Below are 21,104 nucleotides of genomic sequence, written 5' to 3' on the forward strand. Positions count from 1 at the left end.
CCTCTATTATACCATTTATCAGTGCTTATCCCTAGTTTTACTTATCCACGTGGATAACTTAAAACTCCCCATTAAAAAAGTACCTGATTTTCATCAAGTACTTTGTCAACAGTCTGAGAGAATCTCATAAAGAGATTCTCTACAACTAATCTTGTAATAGTTTTTCAAATAAGGCTCTATTATTTTTCTCACAAGGTGGGCAATCTGTACCAATGCCTGTATTGTCTTGTAAGGTTTCAAAAGTAGTTACACCTTTACTAATTTGTTCTTTAACATCTTCTAATGTCACATTGTGACAGCAACACAATTGTTCTTTTTCCATGAAGTCTCCTTTATGTTTTTAGTGAATGAATATATGCTCTAATATCATAATATTGCTTTTCTGTCGAATGAATCAATAAACCAAAGTCATCCTCATTAAATCCGATAAGGTTTATATTGTTGTTATCTAAAAAAGTTAGTAACTGATCGTAATTGTCATCATTTGCCAATAAATCATCCCAGATGGTATAATCATGCAAGTTTAATACACTAGCATCTCTGTCAACAACATAGTTAATTTGATCCAGAATTTTCTCAATTTTAATTAAGTTTGGTGAGTCTGTATCAATCAATACAGTATTTTTAGCCATATCGATGCTTATGACATCAAATCCGTTTGCCTTCAACTCAGCATTCACCTTTAACTGACAATGACCACAATACATGTTTGATACGACAAGTTTAATCATGACAATTGCATCGTTGTTTCACACGTTGGTTCTCCTGCGGTAGTTGAAATTGTTTTAGATGCTGATAATTCACCTTGTGTGATAGTTAGTGTCCCTTCGACATCCCTAGGTAGCCATAAATCAATAAATCCATTACTTAACGTATCCATATTCTCTGATACAATAACATTGCCTTCATTATCGATGAACTCTACAAAAAATGTCTCTTGCTTCAACTCTCCACGACATCCTGTTGCACTGTGATAAGTACAAGAATGGGTATTGTTAATATATGGAGCAACAGATAGATAAAATTCATCTTCAGGCATATCAACAGATGTTCGGGAATCATCTAGTATGACGATCAATTCATCGTCATAAACACTAAGTCCAAAATCTTTCACTTCAATTAATCCATCTGCTACACCAGTTAATATTTCTTTACCTGTTAAATCAGCTAGACCAACACTTTCTAAATCGTTTGTTGATGAACACGCTGAAAGTGTCAATGCAACAATAAACGATCCAATCAACAATCCTATTTTCTTCATGTCATTTCCTCCTATCAAAACCACTATACTGTTCAGTTGCAAGGAATTATATATACATTCCTAACGCATTCTTCTATGATGATGCCAGTCATCATCATTGTATCGATCATGGTAAGACTCTCCATAATGATAATCAATATTATTGTCTTCTAAGTAAGTCATTAAATCAAACATGAAATCATGTCTTAATTCAAAGTCATCATAAAGTGCTTCGAGCGTCGTATCATAACTTACTAATAACTCATCAATTTTTGCATTAACGAGTGTCTGTTCTTCTTCCGTTAGCCCTTCTAACATATGATCTAGAAACGACTCATCAGAAAAACGATGACAATAACTTTCTTCTTCATAAATGGATCTGGTTTCTTCATTAATAGGATCGGTCTCCGTATGATTTATTTGATCAATACCAAACCCAAATCCAGCACCTGTAAATAACACTAACATAATCTTAACTAAATTCATTCTATTCCTCCTTTAACGTTCGTTTAATGTCTTTGTACTCTTCAATTGATATCTCACCTTTTGCTAAGCGTTCATCTAGATGGTTTTTAGTCTTATGCTCCTTCATTTGATGGAAATTTATCGTTCCACCTAGGAATAAATACAATAAGACTGCTAGTATAATAAACCATAAAAACATCATATAATCACCTCTTCGATTTGTTTATTATTGATTAATAGTTCGCTTAATTTCGCGATATTCTTCAAGCGATATTTCACCTTTCGTTAATCGTTCATTTAAAATTTCTAATGCATTATTGCTCTGTGATGTCTGCTTTGATACTAAAATGAGTATCGCCGCAATCAACCCAATATAAGCAAGAATAAGTAATCCGATATTAATAAAATATGATGTTGATGAAAAATTATCATAATATCCCATATGATGCATCATCATAAATCCACTATTATACCCACTTAATAGGTAATAATAGAACAAATATCCAATCGATGCAATTAGCATTGGATAGACAACGTAGTTTTTCTTCATTTTTCTCTCACCCAACTACATGATAATATATAAATATAAAAGAAATGTGAAGATTACAACATAATTGTAAACTTCACATTTTGTTTTTCTACCTTTGCCGTTATTTTACCACCAATTGTATTCAGTAGCACACGGCTAAGATACAGTCCATACCCTTTACCATATCCATTTTCTTCTTGGCTTCGATCGCCACGATAGCCTTGTTTGAAAACCTTTGACAGATCTAAAATATCAATGTTTTTTGGCGTTGAAATAAATTCAATAATAGTCTTTTCTTCTTGTTTAAGTGTAATGATCAGATCAGAGTTCAATTTAGAATAATAATAGGCGTTTGATATAATATTATCGATGACTCTTGAAAAGTCTTTTTCACTCCATGTCACCTTAACATTCTTATCTAGATTGGTAATGATTGTCATCTGCTTGTTATCAAAGACAGATTGATATTCTCTTTGTTTTGCCTGAATAATACGTGATATGTTTATTGATTTAAAACTCTTACGTTCATTATCTTCAATGATATCATTTAATAAATGATTAATCTTTTGTGATGATTCAAAGGCTAAGTCGATTTCTGAATTGGTTAGTTTTTTACCTTTTTTTAATTTTTCAAAAAAAGCATATGTTATTGTTAAAGGCGTTTTTATATCGTGCGCAATGCCCTTTATATTCATTTCTTTTTGAGCAGTTAGAAGATCAATGTTTTCAATATAGTTGATAATTGTATGATAAATCTCACTAAACTCATCATGATGTAGTGTTTTTATTTGCTCTTGATTTCTGTCCATTAAATCTAGCACAGTATCCACATCATCTTGTATCATTCTAGCATTCTTATTATTCATATAAATTAGAATTCCTAGGGCAATGATATAAATAACTAATAATGAAACATTTATATATATGGTATTATCTTGGACCGTATTGACCGTAACACTATCCGTGTTATCAATAAAAACGGTAAAGTCCCCTTTCATTGTCTCAATTGTGTATCGACTTGAGTATAAATGTGCGACATTTGATGAAAAAACCATATTGCCGTCTTCATCCATGACTTCAACATCAACTTCATGAATATGGGTATAGTGTTCCACATATTCCATCGCAATATTAATATCATTTTCATTGATTAGGTGAGTTGTTAGTCCTAAAAAAGCATCGTTTTCTTCTTCTATCTTATTAATCAAATAATTATTATTGATTACATAGAGTGCTAGGTTTATTACGATAAATATGACCGTCACAACGAATGTTAAAATAAAGATATTTCGTTTAAACTTCTGCTTCAAAGATTTATTCATCCAGTTCACCAACCCATGTATATCCTAGACCATAAACTGTTTTAATTAACGTTTTATCGTATACTGTATTGATTTTTTTTCGAATATTTCTTATGTGGACATCCACAACACGATCAAATACTTCCTCCCCATACGCATATAATGCATCAAGAATTTGATCACGAGAGACAACTCGATTCATTTTATTAACTAATAAGCTAACCATATTGTATTCAATTCCTGTTAAAGAGACAATCTTATCGTTTATAAGCAGCTGAGGTTTCCCCTCTTCAAATATTACTTGATGGTTATTGAAAGATTGCTTTGATTCCTTTTTATCTCGTTTTTGAAATAAGTTTCTAAGTTTTAACAACAATTCTTCTTCTAAAAATGGCTTAAATAGATAATCATCTGCGCCTATTTTGAGTCCCTCTAGTTTATCTGGTATGGTTGTTTTAGCAGAAATTATGATAATATGCACATCCGATGTTTTTCGTATTTCTTGAATAAATTCTTCACCGGACATAATAGGGATCATTAAATCAGTTAAAATACAATCAATTTTATGATTTTTAAAGTCTTTCAAAGCGTCAAAGGCATTAGTTGATGAAAAAACCTGATACCCGGCATCCGTGAGGATGTCGGTTAACAGTGTATTAATATCCTTATTATCTTCAAGTACAATTATATTTTTCATCGAATCACCATCTCAAGTTTGTGAGTTTATTGTAACATAGAATCTTTTATCACTTTAAATAATACAACACGTATATTAAGAAAATATGAAGAAAACCCTCTAATTAGTTCTATTCTCAGTAACTTTCATAAACAACTTTTGCATCCCCGTTAAGACACCAATTACAATAATTCCCATAATGACGATGAAGAAATCCGTGTTGATTTTAATGTAGGTAAAGGCGACTAAAATAACTGCATCGTATAAGAACCAAAGGTTCTCGCAACAAGACTCTAATTTATAACCATAGATAATATGATCAGGGCACCTACTGTGGCTATGACACCTTTACCATATGCTTCAACCAAATACACACCAATACCTCCCGCACTCGGAAAACATTCGCTATATTTAATATATGAGTAAGCACTAAAAGTTGTCACAATACTCCCAACAACAAAAATAACAGCAAACCAATGTAATGATAACTCAGCTATTTGTCCGAATAGTGCAAAAATTCCAACACTGATCATAACACCCGTACCTAATCCAACAGCACCTATTAAAAATATACTATTCTTTTTATACTCTCCCATAAATTCTCGTTATAATATTATCTAACTCTATAAATAGTTTACCATTAAGATGACAAGAAAAAAACTAAACCGCAAAAAACGAACTCTTCTATTTATGATATTTGAATCTTGACAAAAAAAATCATTTTTTTTATAATATTGTTAGCACACTAAAATGATGAGTGCTAAGATTAAAATAAACTAATTTTTCAAGGAGGTATTTTCATGTTAAAACCACTACATGATCACATCGTTCTTGAAGTGATCAAACAAGAAAAAAGTACAAAAAGTGGAATTATTCTAACACAAGATGACAAAGATTTACCGACAATCGGTAAAGTTGTCGAGGTAGGGCCAGGCCTCTACAAAGATGGTGCATATCAACCAATGCATGTTAAGGTTGGTGACAAAGTAATTTTTAAGAAGTATAGTACAACAGATATTCAATTAGAAGGTAAAGAGTATCTAATTGTACGCGAGTCAGATATTTTAGCGATGGTTAAGGAGTGAGTGATATGGCAAAACAAATCTTATATTCAAGAGATGCAAGAGAAAAAATGCTTAAAGGTGTCGATAAACTAGCTGATACAGTTAAAGTAACTTTAGGACCAAAAGGTAGAAATGTAATACTTGAAAAAAGCTATGGTTCACCGCTAATCACAAACGATGGCGTGACAATTGCTAAAGAAATTGATTTTAAAGATGCCTATGAAAATATGGGAGCCAAACTCGTTCAAGAAGTTGCCTCAAAAACAAATGATCAAGCAGGTGATGGGACAACAACAGCAACTGTTTTAGCACAAGCTGTCATACATGAAGGATTACGTGCCGTAGACAAAGGCGCTAATCCAGTCTTATTAAAAGAAGGAATGGATTTAGCAAGCAAAAAAATCTCTAAGCTATTACTGGATAAAACCCGTACACTAGAAACAAGCCAAGATATTGCAAGTGTGGCTAGTATTTCTTCTGGTAGTGAAGAAATAGGTGAAATCATTGCCCATGCAATGGACAAGGTTGGTCGTAATGGTGTCATAAATGTTGATGAGTCAAAAGGGTTCGAAACTGAATTAGAACTTGTTGAAGGTATGCAATATGATAAGGGGTATATTTCTCCTTACATGGTATCTGATACAGAAAAAATGGAAGTTGACTTAGAGAATGCTTATATTTTAGTCACAGATCAAAAAATATCGACTATCAAAGATATTCTACCTTTACTAGAAAGTGTTGTTGAATCCAACAAACCACTATTTATTATCGCAGATGATATTGAAAATGAAGTAGTATCTACATTAATTGTTAATAAGCTAAGAGGAACATTTAATGTTGTTGCTACAAAAGCCCCTGGATTCGGTGATAATCAAAAAGAAATGCTAATGGATATTGCTGCATTAACAGGAGCTAAATTCTATGCAAAAGATCTTAATATGCACATTAAAGATATGTCAATTGAGGATTTAGGTACAGCTAAAAAGATAGCTGTCACCAAAGACTCAACTACTATTTTAGAAGGTGCTGGAAACAAAAAAGATATTGATGAACGTGTTAAAACAATTAAAGAGCGATTAAACAATGCTTCTTCAGATTATAACAAAAAACAACTCAAAGAAAGACTAGGAAAATTGACTGATGGTGTGGCTATGTTGAAGGTCGGGGCTACCACCGAAACAGAATTAAAAGAAAAGAAATTACGAATAGAAGATGCTTTAAATGCGACCAAAGCTGCAGTTGATGAAGGAATTGTTATTGGTGGTGGAAGTATCCTTATCGATATTTACAATGAACTTAAAGGCACACTAACACATGATGATTTAGACACCCAAAAAGGTATTAATATTGTCCTAGAAAGTTTGCTTAAACCCCTTTATCAAATAGCAGAAAATGCGGGTTATGATGGCATTGAAATTGTCGAAAAACAAAAAACTCAAAAACCTAATATTGGATTTAATGCCAAAACAGGACAGTGGGTGAATATGTTAGATGCCGGTATTATTGATCCTACAAAAGTAACACGAAATGCTGTATTAAATGCTTCAAGCATTGCTGCAATGTTTGTTACTACTGAGGCAGCTGTCGTCAGTATTGAAGAAGAAAAAAGCACACAAACACCACCAACAAATCCAGGATTATACTAACAAATTATAAATCAAAAAATTTTATTTCAAAAAACGTTTACATATAAAAAAGTATTGATATGTTCTTTTTTGCCCTCTATAATGAATTTATAAACAATGGCGTTAACGATTTTTCGTTAGCGCCATTTTTGTATATACATTGTTATAAGCCTCAAAGAGGAGGAAATTTATATGGATTATGGTGTTGCGATTGATACCATTTGGGTATTGTTAGCTACAGCACTAGTATTTTTTATGCAAGCTGGATTTGCAATGGTAGAAACAGGCTTTACACGAGCGAAAAACGCTGGGAACATTATCATGAAAAATTTAATGGATTTTTCTGTTGGTTCTGTGATTTATTTCATCTTTGGATTTAGTATTATGTTTGGTGACAGCGTTGATGGTATTTTTGGAAGAGTGCATCTTATGTCGGATGCCTTATATGAACATTTAGAACTATCGATTCTATTATACGCTTTTATGATTTTTTAAACTGTTTTTGTCGCTACAGCCGCAACGATTGTCTCAGGGCTATGGCTGAACGCACGAAATTTTGTCCTATTTAGTTTTTAGTTTTGTGATTACTCTGGTTATCTATCCAGTCGTTGGTCACTGGGTTTGGGGTGGAGGCTGGTTAAGTGAGCTTAGCTTCCATGACTTTGCAGGTTCAACTGTTGTACACTCAGTAGGTGGGTGGACAGCGTTGGTTGGTGCCTATATTTTAGGACCACGAATTGGAAAATACAATAAGGATGGCTCTATTAATAACTTAGGTGGACATAGTTTAACCCTTGGTGCCCTAGGTGTATTTATTTTATGGTTCGGTTGGTTTGGATTTAACCCAGGTTCGAGTCTATCAGGACAAGAGGTTGAAAGCATTTCGCTCATTTTCATGACAACCAACTTAGCCGCTGCTTCTGCGGCTATATCAACAATGTTTATCACCTGGAGTAAAGATGGTAAACCAGATGTGAGTATGACATTAAATGGGCATTAGGTGGCTTAGTGGTAGTCACTGCTGGGACAGATGTTTTCACTCCTATTGCTGCAATAGCTGTTGGACTAATTGCGGGTATCATTATTGTATATGGAACAGTGTTTGTTGATCATGTATTAAAGGTTGATGATCCAGTTGGGGCTGTCGCAGTCCATGGATTATGTGGTGCAACTGGAACAATCTTAGTTGGTGTATTCGCTATTGAAGGTGGTTTATTAATAACTGGAAGCGCATCATTACTACTGATTCAAAGTTTGGGTGTTTTCGCAGTCCTAATATGGACACTGAGTACCTCGTTTGTGTTATTTAAAACAATTGATATTATTATTGGACTTCGTGTATCTAAAGAAGAAGAAATTACAGGACTAGATTTACTTGAACATGGCCTTAAAAGTAGTTATTCCGACTTTGAATATAAAAAAGAGATTGTAATTGAGGAAACGTAAAAAAAGAGCAATGCTCTTTTTTATTGGAGATTATTATTACCTAGTTATTATATGCTTACCTTTTTGTGTAAAGTGTAGCACTGGTAACCTTTAGGATTATCATCTCTAGTATAGACAACTTCAAAGCCTAATTTTTCATAAAACCCTTCGGCTTGAAATTCAGCTGTTCCTAAATTAATTTGTATACATGCTCTTTTACGTGCCTCTTGTTCAACACGGTGCATGAGTTTTTTACCAATGTGTTGCTTTCTATAAGATTCATTAACCACAAATAAGTGAACATATATTGAATCTTCATACACATCACATGTGACACCGCCAACAAATACATCATTATCTAATGCAACAATGGCAAAGTCACTATTCTTATCGTGTAAATTATTTACTTTGTTATGGGCTTTTTGCTTTTTTTCTAAAATCGTATTTGCTTCTTCTATCCCCTCTTCTGAGGTAATAATGTTATAGAAGTGATTGTGTTCTAATGCCATTCCCCCTAGAAAATCTGCATAATACGTATACGATACTGTTCTTGGAGTCCCTCTTACTTTCCCCCGACAATAAAACCAACTGAGAGCATATCTTGATGCCGCTTGCTATCTGGTGAAAAGAACTTTATGCCACTAATATTATCATATAATCTCCATACCGTATGTATTAAGTGTTTTAATACTGTTATATCTTTATAAAATAATGCTTTTATTGTTGCCCAATCCCAAGTTGACACTGTCTTTATTGCACCAACAAGTGACTCTTCTTCATAAATATAGACAAACACGGTCTTGGATGGTGAAGCATGCTCTGTAAATTGATTATTATACGCTCTTAAATACTGTAAGATATCATCATAATAAAGTGACACTCCACAGACTTTATATTCAATCATAGGTTTTCATCATTTCTAAATAAACTGTCTACCCTATATTTTACCACAAGTTTTAAGAAACAAAAAAAGAAGGCATTCTGCCTTCTAAAAATAACACACCACTTAAATACACATTACTTTTTAAATGCATTAAGTACCCATAATAATAGTACGGCGCCACCAATCGCTATTAGCATTCCATTCAAACTAAAATTTGAAAATGATCCAATACCAAATAATGAGGCGATCCATCCACCAATAAATGCACCGAGTAAGCCAACGACAATATTAGCTAACAAGCCCATACGTTTATTACTACCAGTAATAATACTTGCGATCCATCCTACAAATGCACCAAAGATAATCCATAAAAGAATGTACAAAGACAACACCTCCATAGTTTTTATTTTTATTGTGTGTATTCTAATTCTATAATATCAAAGAACATTAAAACTAACAATGATAAGACAATAAAAACAACTCAAGAGATGTATCCTATAAATCTTGAAATACTTTTAATTCCTTCCTGTACTGATCCGCTCTAGGAAAGTTATGACTGTTAGAGCATCTTCATGACTTACAGGCAATTTCCGATTTTCTCTTATAGCTTTAGCTAGCTGATCAAAATAACTTAAATAGTTACCGACAAGTTTTTTATGTGTTGTCTTTTCCCCATTGAGATTGAAGAAATCGTAGGTAGACTTATCGCCATAATTTTCATCTAGCGGTCTAATTCCAGCAAGTAGTTGATTTTCCTGTTCATCCATTTTATAAAAGTAAAATGTTCCTTTGTTCGTATGTAATTTATACCGAACATCTTCTTTTGATGCATGGAGACATGATTTTAAGCGCACCATTTTATCGTTATACTCGAGTTCCATTGAGAAAAAGTCAGAAATTTTACTATGTGGTCGCAATGACTTTGTAATTCCATATAATGATTCAGGGTATCCAAAAAGATGCAGCGCTTGATCTAAGAAATGTGTTCCTAAATCATATAAAACATCTGATCCTTGATGACCTTGTTCATGCCAATCACTATGATCAATAGTTAAGACACTTCTATCCCAGGTTGCCTCTAACTCATACAGTTTAATATCATCATTTAGTAGTTTCTTAATGGTTAAGAAGTCTCCATCAAACCGTCTGTTTTGATAGACGGTAATGACCTTATTAAGTGATTTTGCTTTTTTGATTAACGCTTTTGCTTCTTTTTGAGTTGTTGCGAAAGGTTTTTCAATCAAGACATGCTTATGTGCCTCTAATGCTTTCATCGCATGATCATAATGTAAGTGTGCTGGTGTTGCGATAATGATAAGCTCAATATCGTCATTATCTAACATTGCTTTATAATTATCATATAATGTTATTTTTGGATAATCTTTTTTTGCTTGTCTTCCGTGGCGCTGTACAACAGCGCTTAACTCGAACGCATCATGTGACTCAATAAAGGGACATTGAAATATCCGTCCCGAAAATCCATAACCTAATACACCTGTTTTAATTGTTTTCATTATTATACCCTTCATTCATTGTATTCTGTTTCTATTATATCATTTATCTCTAGTTAGTCATAGCATATATGGTATAATGAACCTATCACTTAAGAAATGAGGAATATATATGAACACAACATTTCCAATGATTGTCAAATTTACGGTTAAAAAAGAGCACCTAGACTTTGTTAAAGAGAAACTTATAGAACTCGTTAACATAACCAAGAAAGAAGATGGTTGTATTCTTTATGAATTACACCAAGATAAAGAATCTTCCCATGTCTTTGTCTTTTATGAGGTATGGCAAACACAAGAACACTGGGCCAAACACGACCAAAGTCCTCATGTCCAAAAGTTCTTAAAAGTTACTGATGATTGTTTTGAACGGGTTGAGGTCAATAAACTTACAAAAATTTAAACGTCCTTTAATTTGGGACGTTTTTTTATAACTATCACCTTTAAAGTTACCTATTTAGCTCCAATTATGGCTTGTTATTTCCCTCCAAAGGTCTTCAGAATTCAAACACATCATAGAATATGATAGATTACATTGGATTTACAATCATCTTTTTTTCACTATTTCACTACCTCTAGCTTAGCATACCCCCAAATATTATCATATTACTGCATTTAATAAGCAACCAAAAAACACCCCATAATGAGATGTCTATGTTTCTATTATTTTAATAAGAAGAAATTTTGTGTACCTTGAGAGTAGTTCCCTACTTCTTCTCCTTGAATTAATGGAAGTATATAATCATAAAATGATTGATGCATCTTTAATCCATTTAACATTGTTTTTGGTATACACCGTTCACGGTTTGCGATAGATGCGATATCCTTGATATTATAAGTTACTAAATAGGGGTTGTTCGAAACCCGTTTGATCGTCACCATCATTGAGGTATGCCCTTCTTGAATACACTTTACAGCTGTTCTTCCAACCATTTCAGCCTCTAAAACATCTTGTTTACTTCTTAAAAAAGCAGCAGCCCTCTGAGTTGAAGACAACTCAATTACCCGTGTTTTAATGTTTAGTGTTGATTCTACAGCTGCGGCTAAATAGGATGCAACACCACCAAGTTGTGTGTGACCAAATGAATCCTTTTGAGCATCCCTTGAGCCAAAAAAGTTCCCAGTTTCATCTTTTATACCTTCACTAACAACAACCAAACAATTATGATTTGGCTGATAAGATTGTTTAATATCATTTAAAATCTGATCCAATGATAACGAATGCTCGGGTAAATAAACTAAATCAGGACCTAGATTAGATAAAGAGGCTACATGAGATGCGGCTGTTAACCATCCGGCGTGTCTACCCATGACTTCAATAATCGTTACTTTACCTTTAGGATAGACAGTACTATCAAGCTTTATTTGCATCACAGTATTTATAATATATTTAGCAGCACTCCCGAAACCTGGTGTATGATCTGTTTCTGGTAAATCATTATCTACTGTTTTAGGTACGCCAAGGACTTTAATATCAATATCATTATCTTTAAAGTACCGACCGAGTTTCATTACAGTATCCATAGAATCATTACCCCCATTATACACAATAAAACCGATGTTGTTTGCTTTAAGATTGTGAACTATCTTCTTATAGAGTTCATCATTTACCTTAGGGTCGGGCAGTTTCATTCTCACACTACCAAAAGCAGAACTAGGTGTGTGTTTTAATAAAGGTAATTGTTTTTTAAACGTATCAACCGATACGATTGCATTTTGTATTAAACCGTCAATACCATGTTTCATGATAAAGACATGATCAATATCATTTGACTTTAACGCTTCATCTAAGACACCATACGCACTGGCATTAATCACACTACTCGGGCCACCAGACTGACCGTAAATCAGATTTCTCATTTTAATAGTAAACTCCTTTTTGTCTCGTTATAATCTCCTTAATTATTATAAAGAAAATGCTTTCAATTTACAATACTATTCAAGAAGTCTATTAAATTACATTTTGCTTTTTAATTACCTATTTAAAATGTGTGTGAATGCTTAAACTAAAGCAATCACACACATGATCTTATTATTAATAGTACGCTCTTTACATCATTTCTTGGATATCTTTTGAAACAGTTGAAGTAGTAGACAATCCAAATGTATTGATTAAGAAGCGTGCTACATTATCGCTTAAAAAGGCTGGTAATGTCGGTCCTAACTTAATATTCTTAACTCCTAAATGTAATAGTGCTAATAACACAATAACGGCTTTTTGTTCATACCAAGCAATGTTATAAGCAATAGGTAAATCATTGACATCACACTCAAATACCTCTGCGAGTTTTAGTGCAATAACAGCTAAACTATAGGAATCATTACATTGCCCGGCATCTAATACTCTTGGGATTCCATTAATGTCACCTAAGTTAAGTTTATTGTATTTAAATTTTGCACAGCCTGCTGTTAAAATGATTGTATCTTCTGGTAACTCTTTTGCAAATTCTGTATAGTAAGAACGTTTCGGACTGCGGCCATCACACCCAGCCATTACAACAAATTTCTTAATCGATTCATTCTCTATATTTTCAATAATTGTATCCGCAAGTGATAGTACTTGGTTATGCGCAAATCCACCAATTATTTTTCCACTTTCAATTTCTTCTGGTGCGTCACATTGTTTGGCGAGTTCAATTATTTCAGTAAAATCTTTTTTACCATTAACTGATGGAATATAGGTAAATAATTCGTGCCCTGTGTTTCCTGTGGTAAAGACTTTATCGGCATAAGGTGCATCTGTTTTTGGTGGCACAATACAGTTTGTTGTAAACAAGATAGGGCCATTAAACTTTATAAACTCTTCTTTTTGTTGCCACCATGCATTACCATAGTTTCCAACTAAATGATCATATTTTTTAAGCTCGGGATAGTAATGCGCCGGTAACATTTCACTATGTGTATACACATCAACCCCTGTATCTTTTGTTTGTTCTAAAAGTTCTACTATATCTTGTAAGTCATGACCACTGATTAAGATACCCGGGCGATTACGCACACCGATGTTCACTTCACTCAACTCAGGATTACCAAATGTAGTAGTATTTGCTTTATCAAGTAACGCCATTACTTCTACACCAATCTTGCCAGTTTCATCTACAAGGGTGATATAGTCTGTAAGTGTTTTTGTATCATCACTTAATGCAATAAGTGCCTGTCTTGTAAAGTCAAATACATTCTCACTTATAAATCCTAATTTATGTGCATGAGAATGATAGGCTGATAAGCCCATTAATCCCGTCATAATAATCTCTTTAATACTTCTTAAGTCTTCATCTTCTTCGCTTAACACACCAATATCATATGACTTTTTGATATAGTCGCTAGCTAATTCAGATGCCCATGACGTTAAATCATCATTAAAGACTGAATGAATCCCTTGTTTTAAATTCTCTCTTAATGTGATTCCTTCTTTAATGCTATTAATAAACACTTGATTATCAAAATTGGCATTTGTAATCAACTTGAATAGCCCTTCCATTATAAATAAATCACTTTGGCTAACGTCTTTTCCATTCTCTTTTGCTTCTTGCGACACCATTGCTAAACCTTTTAATACATATTTAAATGTATCCATATAAGATGATAGAACCGGTGTTTTTCCACAGACTCCCATCACTTCACAACCTGTATTTTTCGCGGCTTCTTGACATTGATAACAAAACATATTTGTTTCCATGATTTCCTCCTCTATTTTATGTCCTTTACAAGGATAACAAGAGAAAATAAAAACGTATGTGATTTTAATCACATACGTTAATTAATTTAAACATTTACGGATTAACGATTATTTTTTTTATTTTGATATAACGCAATTGTTGCATCATGCAAGACATCTTGATAAATTTTAGTCGAGCCGGTAATTCCCGCAATTCCTGCCGTTGCACCAACACATAAGTCATCAGCAACATCACTATAATCAACTGCAACAATACTGTTTAAAATCTTTGTAACTAATTGTGATGCCTTTTTAGGGTTTAAGTTAACTACAATTGTAAACTCATCGCCACCACGTCGCTCTATAATACTACTGGCATCAAAGGCTTGCAATATACTAATAATTTCATCTTGTGTGCGCTTAATAACGATATCACCAACATCATATCCATAATTGTCATTCACCTTTTTAAATCGATCTAAATCAATATCAATGACACTGAATGGCAACTTATTAGCCTTAGCTTTATTAAACCGTGTTTCTGCTTCTTCAATAAACTGACCTCTACCATAGGCCCCTGTAAATAATGTCTCTTCACTCATACCTATCAACTCCTTCACAGTTATATCATCAAGTGACTGATCATTTAGTAAATCTATGACTCGTTTAAGGCGAAACAAACGTTTTGACGTACTAGAGAGTTCTTTATTAGCTTGTAAATACTTAAAGTTAAGAAACGAAATTAACTCTTCTCGTTCAAACTGGTTATGCATCACATCTTTGATTTCGGATAGTGATAATCCCAGATCTTTTAAAAATAAAATACGCTTCAAGTCTTCACTTTGCACTTCTGAATAATATCGGTATCCTGTATCCTCATCGACTTTTTTTGGGGAGCAACAGCTCTAACTTTTCATAATAATGTAATGTCTTCACTGTTACGTTATTATCCTTAGCAAACTCTCCAATTTGTTTCACATTTATCACCTCATATTGTCATTATAGAACCTCCCGTAAGGAGAGAGTCAATAGGTATTTTAAATAATATCATGTTTCTATAATGAATCATAATAAAAAAGTGATAGATTAAATCCATCACTCTGTTTGTGTGTCATTTATTATCTTACATGATTTAGAAAAAAAATGTGCTTGCTGGATATAAAGGAACATTGCCTCTTTTGTGAATTGATAATCATGTTTTAATACAATCGTTTTTGTACCATCAGTGACAACAATCACTTTATTACCAAATTTATCTTTTGCTACAGATATTTGTTCTAGATCATCCATTAACAAAACTTCAACCGGTTGAAAAAAGCGCTTAAATATAAGTTTTCGATGACTGATGATAACATAGTGTCCTTGAGAAACACGGGCTATAAAATAGATTGTATCAATAATCAGCAATAGTGATATTGTAGTGATTACCAGCCAAAAAACACCATCTGGTACAGTTCCTCTAGAAAGTAATCCAAGTAAAAGTAAGATCGCCCATCCTAGGGTTGTCATAAAGGGAATACCTTGAAATTTTAATATGATTTTCTTATTCATAAAACCCTAACTCCTTACTTCATGTTATCCTTAGAAATATTATTTATATTTTATTTTACCACGATTAAAAATATTAGTAAAATCTGTAACATCTTTAATCATCTAATCAATTAAATAGACATTACACATTTTAAATAAACATTAATGACTTATGTGCACAAAAAAAGTACTCCATTATTTAATGAAGTACTTTTAGAATTTTATTACCAAATACTTACCATATTCTCTTTGGGTAAATACATCTTATCTTTTTCTTTTATTCCATAATAATCTTGAAACTCTTCTATATTACTTAATTGCATATTAGCCCGTAAGATTGAAGGGCCATGAACATCTACTTTAAGTAATAATTGACTATACTCCTTAGATGCTTTGATACGCCATACGCGAGCCCAGTTTCTAAAGAACTCATCATAACTATGCTCATCGTTCTTCTTACTGGCTTCTAACGCACATCTTAATCCACCACTATCAGCTATATTTTCTGAGACTGTTAACTCACCATTACATGGACCAAAGCCTGTTTCAACACCTTCAAATAGGGTAATCATATCCTTGGCTTTGTTATCAAAGGCTTCTAAGTCTTCATCTGTCCACCAGTTATTTAAAGACCCCGTTTCATCGAATTTCGCACCATTATTATCGAATGCATGTGAAATTTCATGTGCCATAACTGCACCAATACCACCATAGTTCTCCGATTTTGTTTGTTCTAAGCTATAGTATGGTTCCTGCAAAATAGCCGCAGGGAAAACAATTTGATTATTACTCGGATTATAATATGCATTTACCATACTTGCTGGCATACCCCAAATATTTTTATTTGGTTTTTTGTTAAACTGACTAAAATTATATTCATTAACTATTTTTGTCATCGCTAAACGCTCTTGAATTAAATCAGAGCCTTTATCATATCCGCGAACATCAAATTGATCATAGTATGGTGGTAACTCATCCGGATAACCAACATGAACACTCAGTGTTGAAAGCTTTTTAATAGCTTTTTCTTTCGTATCTTCATTTAACCAGTTATTATTAGCTATACGTTCTTGATATACATCTATCATTTCGTGGACCATAACTTTAACATCTTTTTTAGCAACGGGTCCAAAGAAATTTTCTCCATAGTATAATCCAACAACTTGATCAAATCGATTATACGCTTGATAGAATGCAAACTTCTCTTTACTTTTTGGTTCTTTTATACCCGATAATGCTCGTCTAAATGCACCTCCAGCAATACGGATATCATTGGTTAAATTTTCTGCAAAACGAATCGCATTGGAGACGATCATCCATGATTTTAAAATCGCGAAGTTTTTCTCATTGATGATCCCATCAAATGCGTCAATAAATGCAGGATTGGTCACAATCAGCTGATTAACTGCTTCGTTTACTAACGCTTCTGCGCGATCCATAACATTAAAGTTTTGTGTTCTTTTTGAAATCTCTTCTTTAGTGTACGGATTATACATTTTAACATAGTCCGCTTTTTCAACACTTGATTTAGTAACCGGAACTAACAGGGCATCAAACGCTAACGCTTCTTTAATTAATTTTTCAATTTCCTCATTTGAATAACCGTATAAGGTTAATAACTGCGTTGTTGTTTGTTTAAAAAGACCCAGGAGTTGTTCTTTCTTAGCTTCATCTTTATAATAACTTGTATCCGGTAAAAATAGATTCGCGCTACTAAAGTATAAAATTTGATTATTACTGTTTTTAAAATCTTGCTGAACCCGATACATAAACGGTAAGGCAATTGATTGTAAAGTAAACTCTTTAAATACCTTTTCAAGGTCAGCAAGATTATCTAATTGATTTATCTTGTTTAAAATAACCTCAAAAGGCTTTGCACCTAATCCATTCCGTTTCTCAAAATCTTTTGTCATACGATACAATTTGATATACTTCTGTAAATTGTCATTTAGTTCTGATGGATCTTGATGCCATTGTTCTGTTAAATCCATCAATGTTTTTTCAATATCAAGATGTAACTCTAAAAATGCTGATACAGCAGGTTGGTCCCCCGGTATTTCAGCTGTTTTTAGCCATTCTTCATTTACTGCTTGATAAAAATTTGTTTTAATCTCTTCTTTATTCATAGCTTCACCTCTTTATTATTATATCATTTATCTAAAAGATTATCACTGATAAACCTAACTAAAAATAATCTATTTATAGTTTTAAATTTAAGAAATATCTTATAATTCTTTCATACTTGACACATAATAATCATCTAAAATAATGATTTCGGACACATTAAACTTCTCTAATACCTCTATGTTGAAAGAGTTGTGCTTAACTCAATACACCCTTCAAAAAGACCTGTTCGTTTCGACACCTTTTTTCTGATCAATTTCATTGTTATCTTTATGTATACCGCATGTATACCGCGGACGCTTTACTATTCTTGAAATACACTACTGATTATTAAATAGACATTATAAAACATGTTCATTTATATAGTCTTATGAAAGGGTTTTTTATTTATTTTATAGGTTATACATACTACGTTATTATCGTCTGATTCTCAATTTATATGAAAACATTTACAATTAATTTTTAGTTGAAATTACTTTTTAACTGTGATTTAATAAGCCTAATTACGAAGAACAAGAGTAGTAAAAATTAGACAAACACATAGAGAGCTGTTGGTTGGTGTAAAACAGTTGTTGGAAGATTTTGAACGTCCTTGGGAGTTTAATTATCGAATATATAGAGGTAATTACGTATATCTGCGTTAAAGATTTAAGAGCTAAAAATAGAATTATACCTATTTTTAGAAGTTAGGTGGTACCGCGACTCTTACAGTCGTCCTTGTTTAAGGACGACTTTTTTATTATTTAGGAGTGATAAAATGAAGCAATTATTTAACTATGAAGCAATAAAAGATTGGATTCCATTTATACTAAAGGGGTTAAATATAACACTATTGATCGCATTAGTAGCCGCTATCTTTGGTACGATCTTTGCGATTGCGCTTGTCGTTTTGAAAAAGGGTCGATTAACACACCGTTTCGCTTCTCTATATATAGACTTATTCAGGGGAACTCCTTTGATTTTACAACTCAGCATTGTCTACTTTGCTATTCCACAATTTCTAGATCGACTGTTTAATGACGTTATGGGAATGACCATTGATTTTCAATTATCAGGAATTATTGCTGCGTTTATTACCTTTAGCTTAAACTCTAGTGCCTATATAAGTGAAATTATACGCTCAGGAATCAATAGTGTTGATAATGGTGAGTTAGAAGCCGCTAAGGCGCTAGGCATTAGTAAGTTTCATATGTATAAAGATATCATATTGCCTATTGCATTTAAAAATTCATTCCCATCTTTAATGAATGAATTTATCACATTGGTTAAAGAAAGTTCTATTGTATCTATTATTGGTATTCAAGACTTAATTAGGCGACAACAAATTGTTACTTCACAAACATATTTATATTTTGAACCACTTATTATTGTTGGGATTATATACTATCTTGTAATAAAACTATTGTCATTTATTGGCGGTCGAATCGAGGTGAGGTTAGCCCATGATTGAACTTAAAAATGTATCTAAGTCATATGGGAGTTTACGTGTTTTGGATACTATCGACTACACTTTTAAAGCGGGTAAAACAACCGTAATTATAGGGTCTAGCGGTAGTGGGAAAAGTACTTTACTCAGGTGCTTAAATCAATTAGAAAAAATAGATTCTGGACATATATATCTACATAATAAAGATATTCAAACAATACCTCATAAAACTCTCGTATCAACAATCGGTATGGTCTTTCAAGAGTTTAATTTATTTAGTAACATGACGGTTCTAAAAAACGTCATGTATAGTCTATTAAAAGTTAAAAAAATGGATAAACAGTTAGCTAAAACCAAAGCGATTGATGCACTTAAAACGGTTGGAGTAGATGACAAAGTCGCACAATATTCATCGACATTGAGTGGCGGACAAAAACAACGTGTTGCCTTAGCAAGAGCATTAGTAACTGATGTAGGTGTGATGTTATTTGATGAACCAACCAGCGCTCTAGACCCTGAGATGGTAAACGATGTTTTAGATGAAATAAAAAAACTAACTGATACCGGGTTAACCAATATCATTGTCACACATGAAATGGGATTTGCGAAGGAGATTGCTGATGAAGTAATCTATATGGACCAAGGTAAAATTATAGAATCAGGGTCACCGAATGATGTATTTAACCACCCTCAAAAAGAAAGAACTAGACAGTTCTTAAATAAAATATTATAGGAGAGATAACAATGAAAAAAATTATATTAGGTTTACTTTTATTATTGACATTAAATCTCGCAAGTTGTGAGACTAAACAAAATACAATTACTGTATTAACCTCAAGCGGATATGAACCTTATGAAATGATAGATACTGATGGTAATCTAACTGGGTTTGATATTGATTTAATGAATGCATTGGCTGATGAATTAGCAATTGAAATTGAATGGAAAGATGTGGCTTTTGAAGGGATTATTGCGAGTTTACAATCAGGCCAAGCAGAAATAGCGATTGCAGGTATTAGCCCAACAGAAGACCGTAAAGAAAACATTGATTTTAGCGAAATATACTATAATAGTGACGTTGGCCTGACAAACTTTTTAGTGTTTAAAAGTGATCAAGCCATAGAATCCTTAAACGATTTAAGTGGTCTTGTTGTGGGTGCACAACTTGGGACTGTACAAGCTACTTTACTAGAATCAATCCATGAAGAATATAACTTTATAGTTGACTTAAGAAACACTAATACCCAAATAGTCGAAGAAATTAAAGCGGATAGAATTGATGTTTTAGTTGTTGAGAAAGTTATATCAGACTCAATTTTAGCATCAAATAATGAACTTAAAGCTGTTGGTTTTGAAAGTCATTTAGATGACTACTCAGGAAATGCGATTGCTTTTAGTAAAGGAAGTCCTTATGTTGAACAATTCAATTCAGCCTTACAGACATTAAGAGATAATGGGACGTTAGATGAACTAATAAATAAATGGTTTAACACATAAATAAAAAACACCTAAATTAATTAGGTGTTTCAGACTGTTGACAAACACCACATTAATAAAAGAAAATCGATTATGATTATCAAATCATAGTCGATTTTTTGTATTTTTAGACTACATTGCGAAAAGCAAAGCTTTTCTAGTCCATATTTG

The 21,104-nt window shown here is 32.8% G+C and carries 25 protein-coding genes, 2 pseudogenes and 1 other annotated feature; of the genes and pseudogenes, 8 read left to right on the forward strand and 19 right to left on the reverse strand.

The annotated features are described in order from the left end of the window. Positions 1 to 145 precede the first annotated feature (145 nt). From UMR38_08255 to UMR38_08295, 9 genes are all read right to left on the reverse strand, one after another. Entirely contained in the window at positions 146 to 322 is a 177-nt protein-coding gene (locus tag UMR38_08255; GenBank protein ID MEC9485838.1) for a (2Fe-2S)-binding protein, read from the reverse strand. A 10-nt stretch (positions 323 to 332) separates the two neighbouring features. Next, positions 333 to 731 carry a heavy-metal-associated domain-containing protein gene (locus tag UMR38_08260; protein MEC9485839.1) on the reverse strand — a complete coding sequence of 133 codons (399 nt, stop codon included), beginning with the start codon at positions 729 to 731 and terminating at the stop codon, positions 333 to 335. Then, entirely contained in the window at positions 728 to 1,261 is a 534-nt protein-coding gene (locus UMR38_08265; protein ID MEC9485840.1) for a CueP family metal-binding protein, read from the reverse strand. The genes UMR38_08260 and UMR38_08265 overlap by 4 nt, the downstream gene beginning before the upstream one ends. Positions 1,262 to 1,321: 60 nt before the next feature. After that, positions 1,322 to 1,726 carry a hypothetical protein gene (locus UMR38_08270; protein ID MEC9485841.1) on the reverse strand — a complete coding sequence of 135 codons (405 nt, stop codon included), beginning with the start codon at positions 1,724 to 1,726 and terminating at the stop codon, positions 1,322 to 1,324. 1 nt (position 1,727) lies between these two features. After that, complete coding sequence (locus tag UMR38_08275; protein ID MEC9485842.1) at positions 1,728 to 1,907, reverse strand: hypothetical protein; 180 nt, start codon at positions 1,905 to 1,907, stop codon at positions 1,728 to 1,730. Positions 1,908 to 1,931: 24 nt separating this feature from the next. After that, positions 1,932 to 2,255 (reverse strand): hypothetical protein, encoded by a 324-nt coding sequence (locus UMR38_08280; GenBank protein MEC9485843.1) that lies wholly within the window; start codon positions 2,253 to 2,255, stop codon positions 1,932 to 1,934. A 53-nt stretch (positions 2,256 to 2,308) separates the two neighbouring features. Beyond that, positions 2,309 to 3,556 carry a HAMP domain-containing sensor histidine kinase gene (locus tag UMR38_08285; GenBank protein MEC9485844.1) on the reverse strand — a complete coding sequence of 416 codons (1,248 nt, stop codon included), beginning with the start codon at positions 3,554 to 3,556 and terminating at the stop codon, positions 2,309 to 2,311. Further along, positions 3,549 to 4,232, reverse strand: a complete 684-nt coding sequence (locus UMR38_08290) for a response regulator transcription factor (GenBank protein ID MEC9485845.1) — start codon at positions 4,230 to 4,232, stop codon at positions 3,549 to 3,551. Before UMR38_08290 ends, UMR38_08285 begins: the two co-directional genes overlap by 8 nt. A gap of 272 nt (positions 4,233 to 4,504) precedes the next feature. Next, positions 4,505 to 4,807 carry a hypothetical protein gene (locus tag UMR38_08295; protein MEC9485846.1) on the reverse strand — a complete coding sequence of 101 codons (303 nt, stop codon included), beginning with the start codon at positions 4,805 to 4,807 and terminating at the stop codon, positions 4,505 to 4,507. Between the two features lie 204 nt (positions 4,808 to 5,011). Here UMR38_08295 and UMR38_08300 point away from each other — a divergent pair, with 204 nt between their 5' ends. The 4 genes and pseudogenes from UMR38_08300 to UMR38_08315 all read left to right on the forward strand — a co-directional run bounded on the left by UMR38_08300 (position 5,012) and on the right by UMR38_08315 (position 8,346). After that, complete coding sequence (locus UMR38_08300; GenBank protein ID MEC9485847.1) at positions 5,012 to 5,296, forward strand: co-chaperone GroES; 285 nt, start codon at positions 5,012 to 5,014, stop codon at positions 5,294 to 5,296. A 5-nt stretch (positions 5,297 to 5,301) separates the two neighbouring features. Continuing rightward, positions 5,302 to 6,921 (forward strand): chaperonin GroEL, encoded by a 1,620-nt coding sequence (gene groL, locus UMR38_08305; GenBank protein ID MEC9485848.1) that lies wholly within the window; start codon positions 5,302 to 5,304, stop codon positions 6,919 to 6,921. 171 nt (positions 6,922 to 7,092) lie between these two features. After that, positions 7,093 to 7,395 carry a hypothetical protein gene (locus tag UMR38_08310; protein MEC9485849.1) on the forward strand — a complete coding sequence of 101 codons (303 nt, stop codon included), beginning with the start codon at positions 7,093 to 7,095 and terminating at the stop codon, positions 7,393 to 7,395. Positions 7,396 to 7,480: 85 nt separating this feature from the next. After that, positions 7,481 to 8,346, forward strand: a pseudogene (locus UMR38_08315) (ammonium transporter). A 47-nt stretch (positions 8,347 to 8,393) separates the two neighbouring features. On the opposite strand, the gene UMR38_08320 reads toward UMR38_08315, so the two are convergent. The 4 genes from UMR38_08320 to UMR38_08335 form a co-directional block, all read right to left on the reverse strand. Beyond that, positions 8,394 to 8,834: a GNAT family N-acetyltransferase gene (locus UMR38_08320; protein ID MEC9485850.1), complete on the reverse strand. Its 441-nt coding sequence runs from the start codon at positions 8,832 to 8,834 to the stop codon at positions 8,394 to 8,396. Between the two features lie 53 nt (positions 8,835 to 8,887). Then, positions 8,888 to 9,229 (reverse strand): hypothetical protein, encoded by a 342-nt coding sequence (locus tag UMR38_08325; GenBank protein MEC9485851.1) that lies wholly within the window; start codon positions 9,227 to 9,229, stop codon positions 8,888 to 8,890. 113 nt (positions 9,230 to 9,342) lie between these two features. Further along, positions 9,343 to 9,591 (reverse strand): GlsB/YeaQ/YmgE family stress response membrane protein, encoded by a 249-nt coding sequence (locus UMR38_08330; protein ID MEC9485852.1) that lies wholly within the window; start codon positions 9,589 to 9,591, stop codon positions 9,343 to 9,345. A 132-nt stretch (positions 9,592 to 9,723) separates the two neighbouring features. Next, the gene (locus UMR38_08335; GenBank protein ID MEC9485853.1) at positions 9,724 to 10,722 is read right to left on the reverse strand and encodes a Gfo/Idh/MocA family oxidoreductase; all 999 of its coding nucleotides are present in this window, start codon (positions 10,720 to 10,722) and stop codon (positions 9,724 to 9,726) included. Positions 10,723 to 10,831: 109 nt separating this feature from the next. Here UMR38_08335 and UMR38_08340 point away from each other — a divergent pair, with 109 nt between their 5' ends. Continuing rightward, positions 10,832 to 11,122: a putative quinol monooxygenase gene (locus tag UMR38_08340; protein MEC9485854.1), complete on the forward strand. Its 291-nt coding sequence runs from the start codon at positions 10,832 to 10,834 to the stop codon at positions 11,120 to 11,122. Positions 11,123 to 11,382: 260 nt separating this feature from the next. Here UMR38_08340 and UMR38_08345 read toward each other — a convergent pair whose 3' ends face one another. The 6 genes and pseudogenes from UMR38_08345 to UMR38_08370 all read right to left on the reverse strand — a co-directional run bounded on the left by UMR38_08345 (position 11,383) and on the right by UMR38_08370 (position 18,033). Beyond that, a complete protein-coding gene (locus tag UMR38_08345; protein ID MEC9485855.1) occupies positions 11,383 to 12,579 on the reverse strand; it encodes a 6-phosphofructokinase in 1,197 nt (398 codons plus the stop codon). 190 nt (positions 12,580 to 12,769) lie between these two features. After that, on the reverse strand, positions 12,770 to 14,398 hold the full coding sequence (gene hcp / locus UMR38_08350) for a hydroxylamine reductase (protein MEC9485856.1): 1,629 nt from the start codon (positions 14,396 to 14,398) through the stop codon (positions 12,770 to 12,772). A gap of 101 nt (positions 14,399 to 14,499) precedes the next feature. Then, the gene (locus tag UMR38_08355) at positions 14,500 to 15,150 is read right to left on the reverse strand and encodes a GGDEF domain-containing protein (protein ID MEC9485857.1); all 651 of its coding nucleotides are present in this window, start codon (positions 15,148 to 15,150) and stop codon (positions 14,500 to 14,502) included. A 3-nt stretch (positions 15,151 to 15,153) separates the two neighbouring features. Then, positions 15,154 to 15,258 (reverse strand): annotated as a pseudogene (locus UMR38_08360) (MerR family transcriptional regulator). A gap of 214 nt (positions 15,259 to 15,472) precedes the next feature. Further along, positions 15,473 to 15,928, reverse strand: a complete 456-nt coding sequence (locus tag UMR38_08365) for a hypothetical protein (GenBank protein ID MEC9485858.1) — start codon at positions 15,926 to 15,928, stop codon at positions 15,473 to 15,475. A 203-nt stretch (positions 15,929 to 16,131) separates the two neighbouring features. Beyond that, positions 16,132 to 18,033, reverse strand: a complete 1,902-nt coding sequence (locus UMR38_08370; GenBank protein ID MEC9485859.1) for a M13-type metalloendopeptidase — start codon at positions 18,031 to 18,033, stop codon at positions 16,132 to 16,134. Positions 18,034 to 18,530: 497 nt separating this feature from the next. Further along, positions 18,531 to 18,753: a binding site (T-box leader), on the forward strand. 35 nt (positions 18,754 to 18,788) lie between these two features. Here UMR38_08370 and UMR38_08375 point away from each other — a divergent pair. The 3 genes from UMR38_08375 to UMR38_08385 are packed head-to-tail and all read left to right on the forward strand — an operon-like array spanning position 18,789 to position 20,954. After that, on the forward strand, positions 18,789 to 19,481 hold the full coding sequence (locus tag UMR38_08375; GenBank protein ID MEC9485860.1) for an amino acid ABC transporter permease: 693 nt from the start codon (positions 18,789 to 18,791) through the stop codon (positions 19,479 to 19,481). After that, entirely contained in the window at positions 19,474 to 20,190 is a 717-nt protein-coding gene (locus UMR38_08380) for an amino acid ABC transporter ATP-binding protein (protein MEC9485861.1), read from the forward strand. Before UMR38_08375 ends, UMR38_08380 begins: the two co-directional genes overlap by 8 nt. 11 nt (positions 20,191 to 20,201) lie before the next feature. Continuing rightward, positions 20,202 to 20,954, forward strand: a complete 753-nt coding sequence (locus UMR38_08385) for a transporter substrate-binding domain-containing protein (GenBank protein MEC9485862.1) — start codon at positions 20,202 to 20,204, stop codon at positions 20,952 to 20,954. The last annotated feature ends 150 nt before the right edge of the window (positions 20,955 to 21,104 follow it).

This window comes from Candidatus Izemoplasma sp. (genome assembly GCA_036172455.1).
GTDB lineage: Bacteria > Bacillota_I > Bacilli_A > Izemoplasmatales > Izemoplasmataceae > JAIPGF01.

Coding starts and splice junctions, on each gene's coding strand:
- UMR38_08255 (MEC9485838.1), bottom strand. CDS start 322: ATGGAAAAAGAACAATTGTGTTGCTGTCACAATGTGACATTAGAAGAT.
- UMR38_08260 (MEC9485839.1), bottom strand. CDS start 731: ATGATTAAACTTGTCGTATCAAACATGTATTGTGGTCATTGTCAGTTA.
- UMR38_08265 (MEC9485840.1), bottom strand. CDS start 1,261: ATGAAGAAAATAGGATTGTTGATTGGATCGTTTATTGTTGCATTGACA.
- UMR38_08270 (MEC9485841.1), bottom strand. CDS start 1,726: ATGAATTTAGTTAAGATTATGTTAGTGTTATTTACAGGTGCTGGATTT.
- UMR38_08275 (MEC9485842.1), bottom strand. CDS start 1,907: ATGATGTTTTTATGGTTTATTATACTAGCAGTCTTATTGTATTTATTC.
- UMR38_08280 (MEC9485843.1), bottom strand. CDS start 2,255: ATGAAGAAAAACTACGTTGTCTATCCAATGCTAATTGCATCGATTGGA.
- UMR38_08285 (MEC9485844.1), bottom strand. CDS start 3,556: ATGAATAAATCTTTGAAGCAGAAGTTTAAACGAAATATCTTTATTTTA.
- UMR38_08290 (MEC9485845.1), bottom strand. CDS start 4,232: ATGAAAAATATAATTGTACTTGAAGATAATAAGGATATTAATACACTG.
- UMR38_08295 (MEC9485846.1), bottom strand. CDS start 4,807: ATGGGAGAGTATAAAAAGAATAGTATATTTTTAATAGGTGCTGTTGGA.
- UMR38_08300 (MEC9485847.1), top strand. CDS start 5,012: ATGTTAAAACCACTACATGATCACATCGTTCTTGAAGTGATCAAACAA.
- groL (MEC9485848.1), top strand. CDS start 5,302: ATGGCAAAACAAATCTTATATTCAAGAGATGCAAGAGAAAAAATGCTT.
- UMR38_08310 (MEC9485849.1), top strand. CDS start 7,093: ATGGATTATGGTGTTGCGATTGATACCATTTGGGTATTGTTAGCTACA.
- UMR38_08320 (MEC9485850.1), bottom strand. CDS start 8,834: ATGGCATTAGAACACAATCACTTCTATAACATTATTACCTCAGAAGAG.
- UMR38_08325 (MEC9485851.1), bottom strand. CDS start 9,229: ATGATTGAATATAAAGTCTGTGGAGTGTCACTTTATTATGATGATATC.
- UMR38_08335 (MEC9485853.1), bottom strand. CDS start 10,722: ATGAAAACAATTAAAACAGGTGTATTAGGTTATGGATTTTCGGGACGG.
- UMR38_08340 (MEC9485854.1), top strand. CDS start 10,832: ATGAACACAACATTTCCAATGATTGTCAAATTTACGGTTAAAAAAGAG.
- UMR38_08345 (MEC9485855.1), bottom strand. CDS start 12,579: ATGAGAAATCTGATTTACGGTCAGTCTGGTGGCCCGAGTAGTGTGATT.
- hcp (MEC9485856.1), bottom strand. CDS start 14,398: ATGGAAACAAATATGTTTTGTTATCAATGTCAAGAAGCCGCGAAAAAT.
- UMR38_08355 (MEC9485857.1), bottom strand. CDS start 15,150: ATGCATAACCAGTTTGAACGAGAAGAGTTAATTTCGTTTCTTAACTTT.
- UMR38_08365 (MEC9485858.1), bottom strand. CDS start 15,928: ATGAATAAGAAAATCATATTAAAATTTCAAGGTATTCCCTTTATGACA.
- UMR38_08370 (MEC9485859.1), bottom strand. CDS start 18,033: ATGAATAAAGAAGAGATTAAAACAAATTTTTATCAAGCAGTAAATGAA.
- UMR38_08375 (MEC9485860.1), top strand. CDS start 18,789: ATGAAGCAATTATTTAACTATGAAGCAATAAAAGATTGGATTCCATTT.
- UMR38_08380 (MEC9485861.1), top strand. CDS start 19,474: ATGATTGAACTTAAAAATGTATCTAAGTCATATGGGAGTTTACGTGTT.
- UMR38_08385 (MEC9485862.1), top strand. CDS start 20,202: ATGAAAAAAATTATATTAGGTTTACTTTTATTATTGACATTAAATCTC.